This window comes from Cobetia sp. 29-18-1 (assembly GCF_029846405.1).
Taxonomy (GTDB): domain Bacteria; phylum Pseudomonadota; class Gammaproteobacteria; order Pseudomonadales; family Halomonadaceae; genus Cobetia; species Cobetia amphilecti.
Genome location: NZ_JARWKS010000004.1, coordinates 138,281 through 153,455 on the forward strand (window position 1 = coordinate 138,281; position 15,175 = coordinate 153,455).

Genomic DNA, 15,175 nt, shown 5'->3' on the forward strand with positions numbered 1-15,175 from the left:
GCCAAAAAATCGACACAGGGGCTGGACAAAGCCCAATCAAATGAGTAAGATATGCGCCGTACCTGATGAGGAGAGGTGGCCGAGTGGCTGAAGGCGCTCCCCTGCTAAGGGAGTATAGGGTTTATAGCCCTATCGAGGGTTCGAATCCCTCTCTCTCCGCCATTAGGTACAAATGCAGTAAGATGCGCCCTTAGCTCAGCTGGATAGAGTACCTGACTACGAATCAGGCGGTCGGAGGTTCGAATCCTCCAGGGCGCGCCACTGCAACGCAAGACATGAAGTTGGAAAGACGCAGTACTCGCACGATAAAGTCCTGAAGTCATTTGAAATGCTCAGGCCACAGATTTCAAGGTTTATGCGCCCTTAGCTCAGCTGGATAGAGTACCTGACTACGAATCAGGCGGTCGGAGGTTCGAATCCTCCAGGGCGCGCCAATTGAAAAACCCGCTTCACTGAAGCGGGTTTTTCTTCGTCTGAAGAAAAGTCAGGCACTGAAAGAAGCCAGGCTATTGAGCCAGGCTATGAGGCAAGATCAGCGCCGAGTGATCGCCGCCTGCACGGCCCCGATCCCCACATTGCTGATGACCTGAGTGTTCTACCGCTTTCCTTGACTGTGATGTCACGCCTTCGGGCGGACGATCGCCAGGGCGCCCTTTTCGCGAGGGGCGCCCTTTTTTTGGTTCACTGATCGGGGCAGCGAACGGATCGGGTGTTGGTCGGTGCTGATGTTCAGGTTCAGGCTCAGGCCGGGGTGGTCGCGGCTTCCGTTTCCGATGCCTGGGGCGATCCCGATGTCTGAGTCGGTTCCGGCATGCGAGTCACCGACGTCAGAAGGCTTGGCGCCAGCTCCAGCGCAGTGCCGGCCACCAGGCCGGTGAAGAACTCGGCGCGCCCCTTGTGGCGCTTGATGGCCTGGAAACGGCTTTCGGCTTCCGCGTTGCCGCTCTGGCGCATCATGTTCATCCACTGCTTGAGCAGCGGCACCATCACCTTGTCGGGGAGGTGGGCGCAGCGCTCAGCATGGGAGAGCAGCACCTGCGCACGCTGCGTCCAGTCCGTCTCGGGCAGCAGCTCTCCGGTCGCCTGCCAATGCTTGATGCGCGCCGCCAGGAAGGGGTCAGCCAGGGCGGCACGCCCCAGCATGACATCGCGACAGCCGGACAGGGAGCGCGCCCGCCAGTAGCAGTGCATATCCCAGATATCGCCATTGGCGACCACCGGAATGGAGAGCTCGGAGGTGATCTTGCCGATCCATTCCCAGTGCGCCGGTGGGCGATAGCCTTCCTGTTTGGTTCGCCCATGCACCACCAGCTGGGTCGCACCGCCTGCCTCGGCTGCCTGAGCGCAGGCCAGCGCCAGGCGCCGATCATTGAAGCCGAGACGAATCTTGGCGGTGACCGGTACGCCCGTGCCCTCGAGTGCCTTGCGCACGCCTTCCACTGCGCGGAAGACGCGTTCCGGCGAGCGCAGCAGTGCCGCGCCACCATCATGTCGATTGACGGTCTTGGCCGGGCAGCCGAAATTGATATCGACGCTTGGCGCACCCAGACGCGCAGCGACCCGGGCATTGATGCCCAGTGCCTCGGGGTCGGCCCCCAGCAGCTGCAGGGCGACCGGGGTCTCGTGTCGTGTCTGTGCCGTCTGTGTCGGGGAGGCGTCGAGCAGCTCCGGACAGATGCGCTTGAAGACGCGCGGCGGTAACTTGACGTGGGTCACGCGCACGAATTCCGTCACGCACCAGTCGTAGCCGCCAAGGCCGGTGAGACATTCGCGCGTGATGTCATCTATCACGCCTTCCATCGGCGCGATGCCGATGCGGCCGGCCCGCGCGAGGGCCTGTGGGGTCAACGATGGTGTCATTGCAATTGCCGTGGAATCAGGCACTTTAGAGCGACCAACAAGCATTGAATGCAGCTGCATGGGCATACCGACAGAGGCTATCGGCGGCGGAGCCTATCCGTCGTGCCGTGTCCGGCGTGACCGAAGACATTGGCGTTCAGCGCAGGCGCTGCGCCGTAGTGCGGCTCGATAACGAGAAAGACTCGAGGACACTGGCATGCAAGAGAATGATCTGCTCGGTGAAGGCTTGAACCTGATGGTGTTCGGGATGGGGTTCGTGTTCGTGTTTCTAAGTCTGCTGGTGGTCGCCATGATGGCGATGGCCAGGCTGGTGGATCGCTTCGCGCCTGCACCAGTGCCCGCTGCGCCAGGTGCTGCGCGGGCGCCGGCTGCCCCGGCACCTGCGGCAGAGGACGACAGCGAACTGACGGCCGTCATGGCCGCGGCGATTCACCGCTTCCGGCAGGACCAGCACCGGCACTGACGCTTTCGCAGCTTCGCCTATAGCGTCTGGGCTCTGCCGAGCGTCTGACCACTGCCGAGAATAGCAGGCGGCGATTCTATCACGAGCAGTACGGTGGGTAGACCTCCCCCCGAGTGCAATATTCTGTGTTGCAGGCCGACGCAACAGGCTGCCTGCAGCGCGCGCAGAACTCGATATCCACAATATAAAGAACAAGGGATCACTCATGGACAAGCAACCGCTGGGCATCACGGATGTGGTACTGCGCGACGCGCATCAGTCACTGTTGGCCACGCGCATGCGCCTCGATGACATGCTGCCGATCGCCGCCAAGCTGGACGACATCGGCTTCTGGTCGCTGGAGAGCTGGGGCGGCGCGACCTTCGACGCCTGCATTCGCTACCTGGGCGAAGACCCCTGGGCACGCATTCGTGCCTTGAAGGAAGCGATGCCCAAGACCCAGCAGCAGATGCTGCTGCGCGCCCAGAACCTGCTCGGCTATCGTCATTACGCCGATGATGTGGTGGATACCTTCGTCAAGCGCGCCGCGACCAGCGGTGTCGATGTCTTCCGTGTCTTCGATGCCATGAATGACCCGCGCAACCTCGAGCGTCCGCTCAAGGCGGTGCTGGATCAGGGCAAGCATGCCCAGGGCACCATCTCCTACACCGTCAGCCCCGTGCACACCCTGGAGATGTGGGTCGAGCTGGCACAGAAGATCGAGTCCATGGGTGCCCAGTCACTGGCGATCAAGGACATGGCAGGCCTGCTGACGCCGTACACCGCCTTTGAACTGGTCTCGCGCCTCAAGGCGAGCCTGTCGATCCCGATCCACATGCAGTGCCACGCCACCACCGGGCTTTCCACCGCCACGGCCCTCAAGGCCATCGAGGCGGGCATCGACAACGTCGACACCTCCATCTCTTCCATGTCGATGACCTACGGCCATAGCCCGACGGAATCCGTGGTCGCGATGCTGGCGGGAACCGAGCGCGATACCGGGCTCGATCTCGAGAAACTCGAGGATATCGCCGGCTATTTCCGCGAAGTGCGCAAGAAATACGCGGCTTTCGAAGGCAGCCTGCGCGGTATCGACTCGCGCATCCTGGTCGCGCAGGTGCCGGGTGGCATGCTCACCAACATGGAAAGCCAGCTCAAGGAGCAGGGCGCCGGTGACAAGCTGGATGACGTGCTCGCCGAGATTCCGCGTGTACGCAAGGACCTGGGCTATATCCCGCTGGTGACCCCGACCTCACAGATCGTCGGCACCCAGTCGGTGATGAACGTGATGATGGGCGAGCGCTACAAGTCGATCTCCAAGGAAGTGCAGGCGCTGCTCAAGGGCGAATATGGCGCGGCGCCGGCGCCCTTCGACAGCGAGCTTCAGTCCCGCGTGCTGGAAGGCGGCGAGCCGATCACCTGCCGCCCGGCCGACAACCTGACGCCGGAGATGGAGCGTCTGCGTGAGGAGCTCAAGGGCAAGGCCAGTGAAGAGGGCATCACCCTGGAAGGCGGCGAGCGCGAGACCGATGACGTGCTGACCTACGCGCTGTTCCCGCAGATCGGCCTCAAGTTCCTGCGCAACCGTGGCAACCCGGATGCCTTCGAGCCCGCCCCGCAGGCTGTCGATGACAAGGCGTCCAAGGCTGCAAGTGCGCCGGTCTCCAATGCTCCAGCCGTCAGTGCTCAAGCCGCGTCCAGCGGTCCGCAGACCTACACCCTGAACGTCAACGGCAAGCAGTATGTGGTCGAGGTCGCCGAAGGCGGAGACATCACCCAGGTGCAGGCCAGTGCGCCAGCGGCGCCTGCTCCGGCAGCCGCAGCGGCGGCACCTGCCGCACAGGCCGCCTCCGGTGAGCCGGTGAGTGCGCCGCTGGCGGGCAACATCTTCAAGGTCAATGTCAGTGTCGGTGACAGCGTGGCCGAAGGGGATGTGGTCATCATCCTCGAGGCGATGAAGATGGAGACCGAGATCCGTGCCCACCAGGCCGGTACCGTCTCCGCGGTGAAGGTCAAGGAAGGCGACAGTGTCAGTGTCGGCGACGTTCTGATCACCCTCTGAGCCGGTGTGTCCGGCCCGTCGTCATGCGCGGCGGGCCGGTCGGTGATGCTCCTCTGCAAGGCGACACGACATGGACAAGATACTCAACCTCTGGCACGGCTCGGGGCTCTACAACATGAGCTTCGGCCAGCTGGCGATGATCGTCATCGGCCTTGGCCTGCTTTATCTGGCGATCCGCAAGAACTTCGAACCCCTGCTGCTGGTGCCGATCGGCTTCGGCGGCATTCTGGCCAACATCCCGGAAGCCGGGCTGGCGCTGTCTGCCGCCGAGCAGGCGGCCCATCTCGGCAAGCCGGAGCTGTTGGCTTCGATGGCCAATCTGCTCAACGTCAACATCGCCAGCCTGCCGCTGGATGAGGCGCGCCACGCGGTGGAGCAGGCGCTGCATGGCGAGATTCCCGCCGCGCTCAAGCAGCAGGCCAGCAACATGGCGCTGGATGGCGGCTTCTCCAACGGCATGCTCTACAGCTTCTACAGTGTGGCGATCGCTTCCGGCATCGCGCCGCTGGTGATCTTCATGGGCGTGGGCGCGATGACGGACTTCGGCCCGCTGCTGGCCAATCCCAAGACCCTGTTCCTCGGCGCGGCGGCGCAGTTCGGCATCTTCGCGACCCTGCTGGGCGCGGTGGCGATGACCTCGATGGGCCTGATGGACTTCAGCCTGCAACAGTCGGCGGCCATCGGCATCATCGGCGGTGCGGACGGTCCGACCTCCATCTACGTCGCCAGTCTGCTGGCGCCGGAGCTGCTGGGCGCGATCGCCGTGGCGTCCTACTCCTACATGGCACTGGTGCCGATGATCCAGCCGCCGATCATGCGCGCGCTGACCACCGCCAAGGAGCGCAGCCTGGTCATGACCCAGCTGCGGCCGGTGTCCAAGACCGAGAAGATCCTGTTCCCGCTGGTGCTGCTGATCATGGTGGCGATGCTGCTGCCGGACGCCGCACCGCTGCTGGGCATGTTCTGCTTCGGTAACCTGATGCGCGAGTGTGGTGTGGTGGAGCGTCTGTCGGATACCGCCCAGAACGCACTGATCAACATCACCACCATCTTCCTGGGACTGTCAGTGGGCTCCAAGCTGCAGGCCGACAAGTTCCTGGCGGTGGAGACGCTGGGCATTCTGGCCCTCGGCGTGGTTGCCTTCGGTATCGGCACGGCCTGCGGGGTACTGATGGCCAAGCTGATGAACAAGGTCTCCAAGACACCGATCAATCCGCTGATCGGGTCGGCCGGTGTCTCGGCGGTGCCGATGGCGGCACGTGTCTCCAATAAGGTCGGGCTCGAGTACAACCCGCATAACTTCCTGCTGATGCATGCCATGGGGCCGAACGTGGCCGGCGTGATCGGCTCGGCGGTTGCCGCGGGGGTGATGATCAAGTACCTCGGCTGATCGTCTTTGCAGCACTGATACGACAACGCCCGCCATGGCTACCATGGCGGGCGTTGTCGTATCTCGGGCCTTCATCAGCGGCGCTTTATCTTGTCTCGGCCGAGGGATTTGAGGGCGTGGCAGAGACGGTGCGCTGATTCGGCTGCATGCGCGTCTGCGGGTCGTGGACGGCCTGCCAGAGGCTTAGCAGGGCGGCGCGATCGACAGGCCGGCTGGGCAGCCGCTGGCTGTCCTCGAGCCCTTGCCATTCCCCTTGGGCGCTCTGGCGTGCGAGGGCAAAGCGGAAGGGGTGATAGCCGGGTGAGCCCAGGCGTGTATCGGTCACTGCCAGCAGCGTCTCACCTTCCGGGGTCCGCTCGCGGCTCGCGCGCAGATAGGGCGCCGCGAACCAGCGCAGACGTTGGCCGTCCTCCAGCTTCGCGACCTCGGCATCCAGCGTCGGATGGCGCGGATAATCACGGCGTGCGAGAGACGCCAGCTGCGCGTCGGAGTCGAACACGCTGACCATCCATTCGTGATCCGCCTGCGGCGTGGTTGCGCTGACACGCCACAGCAGGCTGTTGAAGGGAGTCGGCTGCACCATGCGCGGAGCGTCGGCGAAGCCCTGGCTGGCCAGCAGCGGCGCCACGCGATGTTCGACCCAGCTCTTGGCGGCCAGTCCCCAGCCCAGATAGAGGCTCGAGAGCATGAGGCCCGCGCTCAACAGATGCCCGGTGCGACCACGAATCGCCACCCACAGGCCGGTGATCAGCAGCGGCAGGGTGTAGAGCGGGTCGATGATGAAGATGCTGGCCAGACTGATGGGACGGCTGGGCCACGGCCACAGCAGCTGGGTGCCGTAGGTGGTGAAGCTGTCCAGCAACGGGTGGGTGACCAGGCACAGCACGCAGTAGGCGATCAGCCGCCCACGGCCGAGGCTCGCCAGACGTGGCAGGCGCGCCAGCAGCCAGCCGAGCACGATGCCCAAAAGCGCCAGCACCGGCAGGGAATGGCTGAAGCCACGGTGATGGGTGTAATTGGCGACCGCGTCGCCGTAGTCGATCATCACGTCGAGGTCGGGCAGGGTGCCGAGTGCCGCACCGCCGAGCAGCGCATAGCGGATGGCCGCGCCGCGTTTCGGGCCGGGCAGGCGGCGAATGGCCGGCGTCATGACGGCGCCGCCAACGACGGCCCCGAGACAGATCTGGGTGAGGGAGTCCATGCGTGGGCTACCTGTGAGGAAGAAGAGAGCGGGAGGCGTGGGAGCAGGCGTCAGTCATCTGCGCGGATCGCCGCCAGGGCGCCCGGCTCGGCCCAGCGCGGGCCGGCATCCAGCACGCGTGCCTGCACCGGACAGTCATCACGATGACAGCCGGGCAGATAGCCGCAGCTCATCAGCAGCTCGTTGACGATCTCGGGGCCGGTGAAGCGGAAGGTCTTCTTGAACAGCTTGACCCAGGCTGACAGCGGTTGTGGATGGTGGGCATCCAGCCAGGCACTGAAGCTGCCGTGGGAGTCCTTGAGCTGCATCACCACGCCTGCGTTGTGGATCACGGCATTGATCTTGAGTCGGTTGCGAATGATGCCGGCATTGCTGAGCAGGCGCGCGCGGTCCTCGTCCCCGTAGGCGGCGATGCGCGCGATATCGTAATCCTCGAAGGCCTCGCGGAAGGCCGCGCGCTTCTTGAGCACCGTCAGCCAGGAGAGGCCGGCCTGATTGATCTCGAGCACGAAGCGTTCGAACAGCACCCGGTCATCGCTGACCGGAAAGCCGTATTCATGATCATGATATGGGCCATGAATCGGGTGCCGGGGAGCATTCTCGCAATAGGTGCTGGCGGTGACGACGTCGGCCATCAGTCCTCCTGTACCGCGAAGCGGCCGCTGCCGAGAAAGACGATGGCCAGGGCGCTGGTGAGGAAGAAGCCTTGCAGCTCCAGCGCCCAGCCGCCGGAGGGCGACAGGCTCAACAGCTGGCCCATGTGCGCCACGGCAAAGGCGAACAGCATGTTGGCGACCACGATCAGACCGGCGATGCGCGAGTGCACGCCGAGCACCAGCATGATGGGCGCGATGATCTCGCCAATGTAGACGCCATAGGCCACCACGCCCGGGATGCCCAGATTCTCGAGCTCGCCGGCGATCCAGCTCAGCGTGCCGCCATCACCGAGCAATTTCGAGAGGCCATGAAACAGCAACAGCAGGCCCAGCATCAGGCGCAGTATCAGCTTGCCGAGGTCGTCATTTTCGAGAAATTGCACGGTAGAGCTCCTTGCTCAGCGGTCGTCGGGCTTGCTCAGCGGTCGTCGGGATAGAAGGCGGCTGTCTCAGGCGTTGGGGTTGTCCACCAGAATGCGCGAGAAGCGCACGATCTCGGCATTGCGGTTGGACCAGCCAAGGCGCTCCCAGAAGCGATGAGCGTCATGGTTGTCGTGCAGGGTATCCAGATGCACCTTGTCGATGCCTTCGCAGGCCAAGGCTGCCAGACAGCGATCGACCAGCGTGCTGGCGATGCCCTGGCCACGCATGTCCGGCGCCGTCATCACATGCTGAAGATAGCCGCGCTTGCCATCATGGCCCGCCATGGCGCAGCCGACCAGGCGCTCATCGAGAAAGGCCAGGTGGCTCATGCCGGGATTGCGCGCCAGATAGCGGGCGACAGGGGCATGGCGGTCGGCATCGCGGATGACCACGCCCGGAGTCGCCTCCATCATGGCGATGAAGGCAGGGTGGTCTTCCGGTGTCATCGGGCGATAGGTCAAGGTTGGCATCGTGTTTCCTGGCAAGCGGCGGTCGTCGGGGATGCCATATCCTATCAGTCCCGCGGGATATCGAAATGCCCCGGCTGCGCCGCGACACGTGCCAGCCACGCCTGTATGGCGGGATAGTCATCCAGCGCGAAGCCGCCTTCATCGGCAACATGCGTATAAGCATAAAGGGAAATGTCGGCGATCGTGAATCGGTCCCCGACCAGCCAGTCATGCTCGGCGAGATGGTGCTCCATCACGCGCAGGGCACGCTTGCCGCCATCCTGCTTGGCGGCGTACTCGGCGCGGCGCTCATCGGGGAGGCCAAGGTAGCGATTGATGAAGCGGGCGGTGGCGATGTACGGCTCATGGCTGTACTGCTCGAAGAACTGCCACTGCAGCACCTTGGCGCGCAGGAAGGGGTCGCTCGGCAGGTAGTCGCTGCCATCGGCGAGGTAATTCAGGATGGCATTCGACTCTGACAGTGTCTCGCCGCGATGCAGCTCCAGCAGCGGAATCTTGCCATTGACGTTGCGGGTCAGGAATTCCGGCGTGCGGGTGTCGCCGGCCAGAATATCGACCTCGATGTAGTGATGATGGCGTTCGAGCAGGTGCAGCAGCAGCTCGACCTTGTAGCAGTTGCCGGAGCGGCGATCACCGTAGAGTGTCAGCATGCAGGGAGCGTCCTGTGCGAGCGTGGAATTGGCGTCTCGACAGTCTAGCCAACCTCGCCTGCATGAACAGTGATTATTCGAACAGTGTTCGATGCTCCGGTGTCATTCGCGTGCTCCAGGCGCAGGCTGTGGATCAGCCGAGGATCATCACCACGCAGGAAGCGGTCAGCACGCCCATCACGCGGTTGAAGATCTTCCAGGCGCGCTCGGTATTCAGCAGACGCCCGATGGCGGTCCCGAAGCCCGCCCACAGCGAGATGCACGGCAGCGCGACCAGTTCCGCGAAGCCTGCCAGCAATACGGCGTTGAGCAGTGCCGGGCCTTCCTCGGGCAGAAAGCTTGCCATCAGCGCCATGCCCATCACCCAGGCCTTGGGATTGGCGAACTGGAACAGGCACGCCGCGAGGAAGGTCATCGGACGCGCATCCTGCTGGCTGGCGAAGTCAGGGGGCGGAGCGGTGGCGATCTTCCAGGCCAGGTAGAGCAGGTAGGCACTGCCCAGCACCTTCAGCAGCGTCTGCACGATGGGATAACGCTCGAAGACCAGCCCCAGCCCCAGCGCGATGGCGATGAACAGCACCAGGCAGCCGATCAGGATGCCGAAGATATGCGGTAGGGTGCGCCAGTAACCATAGTTGGCCCCCGAGGCCGTCAACATCACGTTGTTGGGGCCGGGTGTCAGGGTCATCGACAGCATGAAAAGCGTGGCGGGGGCCAGAAAGGCGAGGGATTCCATGGGTGTCCTTCAGCGTGGTGGGCGTTGTCGAGGTGGCGTGTCTGATTGTATGGATTCAATTTTCGGATGCCGGCACATTCCTGTGTTTTGTGGCTTGTTGGCGGCATGTTTTGAGCATAATCTGATGACAATTACCGTCAACAGGTTTTTTGTCACCATGACAATGTGGATTCCGACCCTGGACCCCGCCATGCCGCGTTACCGTGCGCTGGCGGAGGCCATCCGTCTCGATATCGCCGCGGGCCAACTCAAGGAAGGCGAGCGACTGCCGCCTCAACGGCGGCTGGCGGATGCGCTGGGCGTGACCATCGGCACGGTGACGCGAGGCTACGCCGAGGCCGAGCGGAGTGGCCTGGTGTCGGCGCGTGTCGGGAGCGGCACCTACATCAACGGCGCCACCCGGAGCGCGCATGGATCCTTCAGCAGCTTCGGGCATGCTCTGCGTGCCAGCAAGGCCTATGGATTGGCGCCAGAACAGGAGGGCGCGCTGCCGGCATCCGGCGTGATCGATCTCACCATGAGCCTGCCACCGCCTCACCCCGCGCGGCAGCAGGGAATGGCGGCGGCGCTGACCGCGATCAGCCAGTCACCCGAGGCCTTGCTGCGCAGTGTCGAGTATCAGAATGAATTCGGCGACGGCAGCCACCGGCAGTTGCTGGCGAGCTGGATGGGCGAGCTCGGCATGCCGGTCGACCCCGAGGAGCTGATGCTGACCCAGGGCGGCCAGAATGGCATCACGCTGGCGCTGTCGGCGCTGCTGGCGCCCGGAGATGCCGTGGTCACCGGCGCGCTGACCTATCCCGGCTTGATCGTCGCCAGCGCCGAACGTGGCCTCAAGCTGTTGCGGGTGCCGCTGGATGATGACGGCATGGATGTCGAGGCACTGGCGCGGCTGTGTCGTCAGCAGGCACCCAGAATGGTCTATGTGATGGCCGAGCAGAACAATCCGGGCGCGGCGCAGTTGTCTCATGCACGGCGCGAGGCCCTGGTCGCCCTCGCACGCCAGCATGACTTCTGGATTCTGGAAGATGGGGTGCAATATCTGCCCGACGAGGAGTGCGGTACGCGGCTCTATCAGATGGCGCCGGAGCGCACCCTGTATGTCTTCAGCACCTCCAAGTTGCTGGCTGGCGGCCTGCGCCTGGGCGTATTGCGGGCGCCGGTGGAGGTACTGACCCGCATCGGCGCAGTGCTGCGCAGCCACAGCTGGATGGTGGCGCCGCTGTTGATGGAGACGGTCTGCGCCTGGCTGACCAGCGGCAACGCGACACAGCTGGTGGAGTGGCAGATGGAGGAGATGCGCGCGCGCCAGCGACTGGCCCGCACGCTGCTGGCGGAGTGGTCGCCGGCGGCGCGGCCGTCCTCGTTCGATCTGTGGCTCGAGTTGCCCGAAGGGCAACGCAGTCAGGCGATGGTCGCGTCATTGGCCGAGCGGGGGGTGCACGTCACCAGCGCCGAGCCCTTCTGTGTCGGCAATGAGCCGCCACCGCAGGCCATCCGGCTGTGCCTGAGCGCTGCCGAGAGCCGTGAGGCGCTGACCCACGCGCTGGAAATCGTGCGCGAGCAGCTGCAGGCGCCGCCTGCGCTGCGCCCCATGACGCTCTAGCACATCGCCGCTCTCACTCCCGGCGGGTGCCGGACTCCTGCGCCAATCGGGCCTGCTTGAGCGGCACGCCCCAGCGATAGCCGCCGAGTCCGCCATCGCCGCGTACCACACGATGGCAAGGCGTCAGCAGAGCCAGCGGATTGGCGCCACAGGCATTGGCGACGGCGCGGCTGGCGGTCGGTCGCTCGAGCGCCTCGGCCAGCTGGCGGTAGGTCAGGGTATCGCCACTCACGGTGGCGTTGAGCCGCTGCCAGACGCTCAATTGAAAGGCGGTGCCACGCACATCCAGCGGCAGTTCGAGCAGCAGCGCATGGCTGGTCTCCGGTTGCTCACACAGAGCGAGCAACCGTGCCCCCAGTGAGGCATGCAGCAGGCGACTGGCCGCGTGACCGCTGCCGTCCTGCTCGTCTGTCTCTGTCTCCATCTGCTGCCAATTGGCTTTGGGCAGGCGTGCTTCCAGCGCCTGCTGGCCCGCCTCACGACTGTCGCTGAGCTGAATGACGACCACGCCACGCGCGCTGAGTCCTGCGCTCAGCCAGCAGGACTGCTCCGGTATCCCGAAGCGACACGGCCAATGCAGGGCCAGCAGGTCTTCTCCCTTGCCGCCGGAGCGGCGGGCACTGGGCGTGATGCCGTCCCTGCGCGCATAGGCGCGGCTGCTGGAGCGATAGCCGGCGGCGATGATCGCCTCGGTCACGCCATGGCCTTCCTCCAGCAGCGCATGGAACTGCATCTGACGCAGACCCGCCGAGTACTCGGAAGGTGACAGGCCCAGCAGCGCCGTGAAGCGGCGCTGAAGATGCGAGGCACTTATCCCGTGCTCCGCCGCCAGGCTTGCGAGTGTCGGGGTGGGCTCGCCTGCGGCGACGGCCCGCTCCAGCTGCCGACACACCGCCAGCGGCCAGGGCGAGACGGGGGCTGGGGCAGCTTCTACAGATGTCGAGCGGGCGGCAGTGGAGGCGCGTGAAAGTGGTGTGTTCGATTCCGGCATCGTCGGTGCTCCAGGCGTGGCCCTGACGGGATGGCGAGCCTGCTTGTCGGCGTGAGGGCGATCAGGCTTTTCGGACTGCTCAGGATGACAGCGCCGACAGGCGCGCATGCCTGCGGCTCGCGCCGCGTGGGCGTCGGCAAACAGGCGCAGGTTGTCGCGGCGTGGCGCCGGGGATGGGCAGCCGATGCGACAGAAGATGCCAGTGGTGATCACGCCGTAGCGCAGTGCCTCCCCGGCGATCGGGTGGCGCGCCAGCAGGCGCTGCCAGATGGCCTCATCGCACCCTTGAGCGTCGCCAGCGGCAGGTGGTGCCGTCATGCCTGCCGCTGTCTTTTCGCCGGACACTGATGTCATCGTTCATCTCGCTGTGCAAGGTTCACGATCAGTATCGCCATCCGCTCGGGGCGGTGCACTCCGTATCTTGTGCTGACTGTCAGGATTGCGCTCGCAGCGCTTGCCGGGAGTCGCTCAGAACTCGATGGATTCCTGGCGCTTCTCTTCTTCTTCGGCCTGCTTGCGCAGCTTCTTGCGGATGGCGGCCTTGTGGAAGCGCAGCTTCTGTTCCTGGGTTTCCAGGTTGAGTGGCGGCACCGGCACCGGCTGGCCGTTGGAGTCGACCGCGACCATGGTCAGATAGCAGCTGTTGGTATGGCGAATCAGGCGACCCTGGATGGATTCGGCGACCACCTTGATACCGATTTCCATCGAGGAGCGGCCGACATGATTGACCGAGGCCAGGAAGGTCACCAGCTCGCCGACGTGGATCGGCTGCTTGAAGCGCACCTGATCGACCGAGAGAGTGACGACGTAGCTGCCGCTGTAGCGACTGGCACAGGCGTAGGCGACTTCATCCAGCTTCTTGAGGATGGCGCCACCGTGCACCTTGCCGCTGAAGTTGGCCATGTCGGGGGTCATCAGCTCGGTCATGATCAACTGATGCTGGCCGGGCAGAGCTTCGTTGAGGGCGGTCTGTTCTGGCTGGTTCTCGCTCATTGGGGCGTCCTTCAGGCACGGGCCTGTCAGGTGAGTGGGAGCTGTCAGGGGCTCTCAGGTGAAGCAATGGCTCTGGCTTGCCGCGCAGAGAGGGATAATGGCTAGTCTGCGGGATTCGTGACATCTTGGCACCCCGTGAGCGGCATATCAGCTATCTATAAACGACCTTGCCCCCACAGTCACCTGTGGGGGCAAGGAAGCTTGCGGGGTTATCGGTAAGGCTACTGAATCGCTGGCTGAAAAGGCTAGCTGACGCCGCCGTCAGGCAGGTATCAGAGCAGCGTCAGGCCCAGCGAGATGATGATGCCGGTCACCAGCAGCTGCACCAGACAGAAGCCCATGATGTCCTTGGCCTTGAGGCCGGCGATGGCTAGCACCGGCAATGCCCAGAAGGGCTGCAGCATGTTGGTCCAGGCATCGCCCCAGGCGACGGCCATGGCAACGCGTGACAGGTCGGCACCCAATGCCTGGGCGGCGGGAATCATGACCGGTGCCTGCACGGCCCACTGACCGCCACCGGAGGGCACGAACAGATTGACGATACCGGCACTGATGAAGGACCAGAACGGCAGGCTGTCGGCGGTGGCAATCGACACGAAGCCTTCGGACAGCGTGGCGGCCAGCCCCGACTGCACCATGATCGCCATGATGCCGGCGTAGAAGGGGAACTGGATGACGATGCCTGCGCCGCCCTTGATGGCTTCATTCAGGCTGTCCAGCAGCTTGCGCGGCGTGCCATGCAGCACGATGGCCAGGAACAGGAAGCTGAAGTTGATCACGTTCAGGTTCAGTCCGCCGCCACGAATCACGAAGTGATCCACCAGCCAGGCGAGGCCGAACAGCCCGACGACCCAGGCGAGAATCGGCGAGTTCTCGAGACGCTCGGCGGGACGAGGCTGGTCGCTGATCTCGGTGTGCTTCTCCTCGAGCAGGGCCGGGTCCACGTACACGCTTTCCTTCTCGAAGGGCATCATGGCGCGATTGACCAGCGGCATGATGATCAAGAGCGCCGCGACGATGGCGATATTGAAGAAGGCGAAGATGGTGTCCGAGGTGGGCACGATGCCGATGCTGTCCTCGGTGAAGTGGCCCGCGGTGGCGATGGTCAGCGGAATCGAGCCCGAGATGCCCGCATGCCAGATCACGAAACCGGAGTAGGCACTGGCGATCAGCAGGCGGTAATCGACCTTGATCATTTTGGCCAGCTGCTTGGCGAACAGTGCCCCGATGACCAGCCCGAAGCCCCAGTTGATCCAGCTGGCGATCAGCGACACGAAGGTGACCAGCATGATGGCGCTGCCGGGCGTTCTGGCCAGCGAGGCGATGCTGGCCAGGCCTTTCTTCACCGGCGGGGTGTTGGCGAGCATGAAGCCTGAGATCAACACCAGCAGCATCTGCATCGAGAAGGTCAGCAGATTCCAGAAGCCATCGCCCCAATAGCGCATCACCTCGGTGGGGGAGCGCTGTTCGATGAGCATGGCGGCTGCCGCTGCAACGACGGTCAGCAACAAGACGAAGATATAGGGGTCAGGCAGATAGCGCTCAACCAGCTTGACGGCTGGCCGTGATAGCGATTGCAGCATGTGAGAGTCCCTGTTGGCTTTTTATCAGTATGGGAAACGGGTTGGCACGCTCACATTAGTCCATTCGCTATCAGGAGAATATCGCGCGATGGTCGAGTGGCACGCCAATGCC

The 15,175-nt window shown here is 64.1% G+C and carries 14 protein-coding genes and 3 tRNA genes; 7 read left to right on the top strand and 10 right to left on the bottom strand.

Features of this window, described 5'->3' with window-relative positions; translation table 11 throughout:
- The first annotated feature begins 69 nt into the window (after positions 1–69).
- The 3 genes from QD208_RS04670 to QD208_RS04680 all read left to right on the top strand — a co-directional run bounded on the left by QD208_RS04670 (position 70) and on the right by QD208_RS04680 (position 434).
- A tRNA-Ser gene (locus QD208_RS04670) sits at positions 70–162 on the top strand.
- Between the two features lie 22 nt (positions 163–184).
- Positions 185–261, top strand: a tRNA-Arg gene (locus QD208_RS04675).
- Positions 262–357: 96 nt separating this feature from the next.
- Positions 358–434 (top strand) — tRNA-Arg (locus tag QD208_RS04680).
- 307 nt (positions 435–741) lie between these two features.
- Here the strand turns inward: QD208_RS04680 and QD208_RS04685 are convergent.
- Complete coding sequence (locus QD208_RS04685) at positions 742–1,800, bottom strand: tRNA-dihydrouridine synthase family protein (protein ID WP_153636994.1); 1,059 nt, start codon at positions 1,798–1,800, stop codon at positions 742–744.
- A gap of 256 nt (positions 1,801–2,056) precedes the next feature.
- Here QD208_RS04685 and QD208_RS04690 point away from each other — a divergent pair, with 256 nt between their 5' ends.
- The 3 genes from QD208_RS04690 to QD208_RS04700 all read left to right on the top strand — a co-directional run bounded on the left by QD208_RS04690 (position 2,057) and on the right by QD208_RS04700 (position 5,754).
- Positions 2,057–2,323, top strand: a complete 267-nt coding sequence (locus QD208_RS04690) for an OadG family protein (protein WP_153636585.1) — start codon at positions 2,057–2,059, stop codon at positions 2,321–2,323.
- A gap of 205 nt (positions 2,324–2,528) precedes the next feature.
- A complete protein-coding gene (gene oadA, locus QD208_RS04695; protein ID WP_153636584.1) occupies positions 2,529–4,364 on the top strand; it encodes a sodium-extruding oxaloacetate decarboxylase subunit alpha in 1,836 nt (611 codons plus the stop codon).
- Positions 4,365–4,434: 70 nt separating this feature from the next.
- Entirely contained in the window at positions 4,435–5,754 is a 1,320-nt protein-coding gene (locus tag QD208_RS04700; RefSeq protein WP_131432760.1) for a sodium ion-translocating decarboxylase subunit beta, read from the top strand.
- A gap of 85 nt (positions 5,755–5,839) precedes the next feature.
- On the opposite strand, the gene QD208_RS04705 is transcribed toward QD208_RS04700, so the two are convergent.
- From QD208_RS04705 to QD208_RS04730, 6 genes are all read right to left on the bottom strand, one after another.
- Positions 5,840–6,955: a metal-dependent hydrolase gene (locus QD208_RS04705; RefSeq protein WP_153636583.1), complete on the bottom strand. Its 1,116-nt coding sequence runs from the start codon at positions 6,953–6,955 to the stop codon at positions 5,840–5,842.
- 50 nt (positions 6,956–7,005) lie between these two features.
- On the bottom strand, positions 7,006–7,590 hold the full coding sequence (locus QD208_RS04710; RefSeq protein WP_153636582.1) for a DNA-3-methyladenine glycosylase I: 585 nt from the start codon (positions 7,588–7,590) through the stop codon (positions 7,006–7,008).
- A complete protein-coding gene (locus QD208_RS04715; protein ID WP_242007701.1) occupies positions 7,590–7,994 on the bottom strand; it encodes a DoxX family protein in 405 nt (134 codons plus the stop codon). Before QD208_RS04715 ends, QD208_RS04710 begins: the two co-directional genes overlap by 1 nt.
- Positions 7,995–8,060: 66 nt before the next feature.
- Positions 8,061–8,504, bottom strand: coding sequence for a GNAT family N-acetyltransferase (locus QD208_RS04720; protein WP_153636581.1), 444 nt, complete (start codon positions 8,502–8,504; stop codon positions 8,061–8,063).
- A 44-nt stretch (positions 8,505–8,548) separates the two neighbouring features.
- Entirely contained in the window at positions 8,549–9,154 is a 606-nt protein-coding gene (locus tag QD208_RS04725; protein WP_043332924.1) for a glutathione S-transferase family protein, read from the bottom strand.
- Positions 9,155–9,287: 133 nt separating this feature from the next.
- Positions 9,288–9,890: a LysE family translocator gene (locus QD208_RS04730; protein ID WP_043332923.1), complete on the bottom strand. Its 603-nt coding sequence runs from the start codon at positions 9,888–9,890 to the stop codon at positions 9,288–9,290.
- Between the two features lie 157 nt (positions 9,891–10,047).
- Between QD208_RS04730 and QD208_RS04735 the strand changes: the two genes are divergently transcribed.
- Entirely contained in the window at positions 10,048–11,496 is a 1,449-nt protein-coding gene (locus tag QD208_RS04735; protein ID WP_153636579.1) for a PLP-dependent aminotransferase family protein, read from the top strand.
- Between the two features lie 13 nt (positions 11,497–11,509).
- Here QD208_RS04735 and QD208_RS04740 read toward each other — a convergent pair whose 3' ends face one another.
- The 3 genes from QD208_RS04740 to QD208_RS04750 form a co-directional block, all read right to left on the bottom strand.
- Positions 11,510–12,841, bottom strand: a complete 1,332-nt coding sequence (locus QD208_RS04740; protein WP_153636578.1) for a methylated-DNA--[protein]-cysteine S-methyltransferase — start codon at positions 12,839–12,841, stop codon at positions 11,510–11,512.
- Between the two features lie 114 nt (positions 12,842–12,955).
- Positions 12,956–13,480 (bottom strand): acyl-CoA thioesterase, encoded by a 525-nt coding sequence (locus tag QD208_RS04745; RefSeq protein ID WP_043332919.1) that lies wholly within the window; start codon positions 13,478–13,480, stop codon positions 12,956–12,958.
- Positions 13,481–13,752: 272 nt separating this feature from the next.
- Positions 13,753–15,063 (bottom strand): short-chain fatty acid transporter, encoded by a 1,311-nt coding sequence (locus QD208_RS04750; RefSeq protein WP_153636577.1) that lies wholly within the window; start codon positions 15,061–15,063, stop codon positions 13,753–13,755.
- Positions 15,064–15,175: the final 112 nt, after the last annotated feature.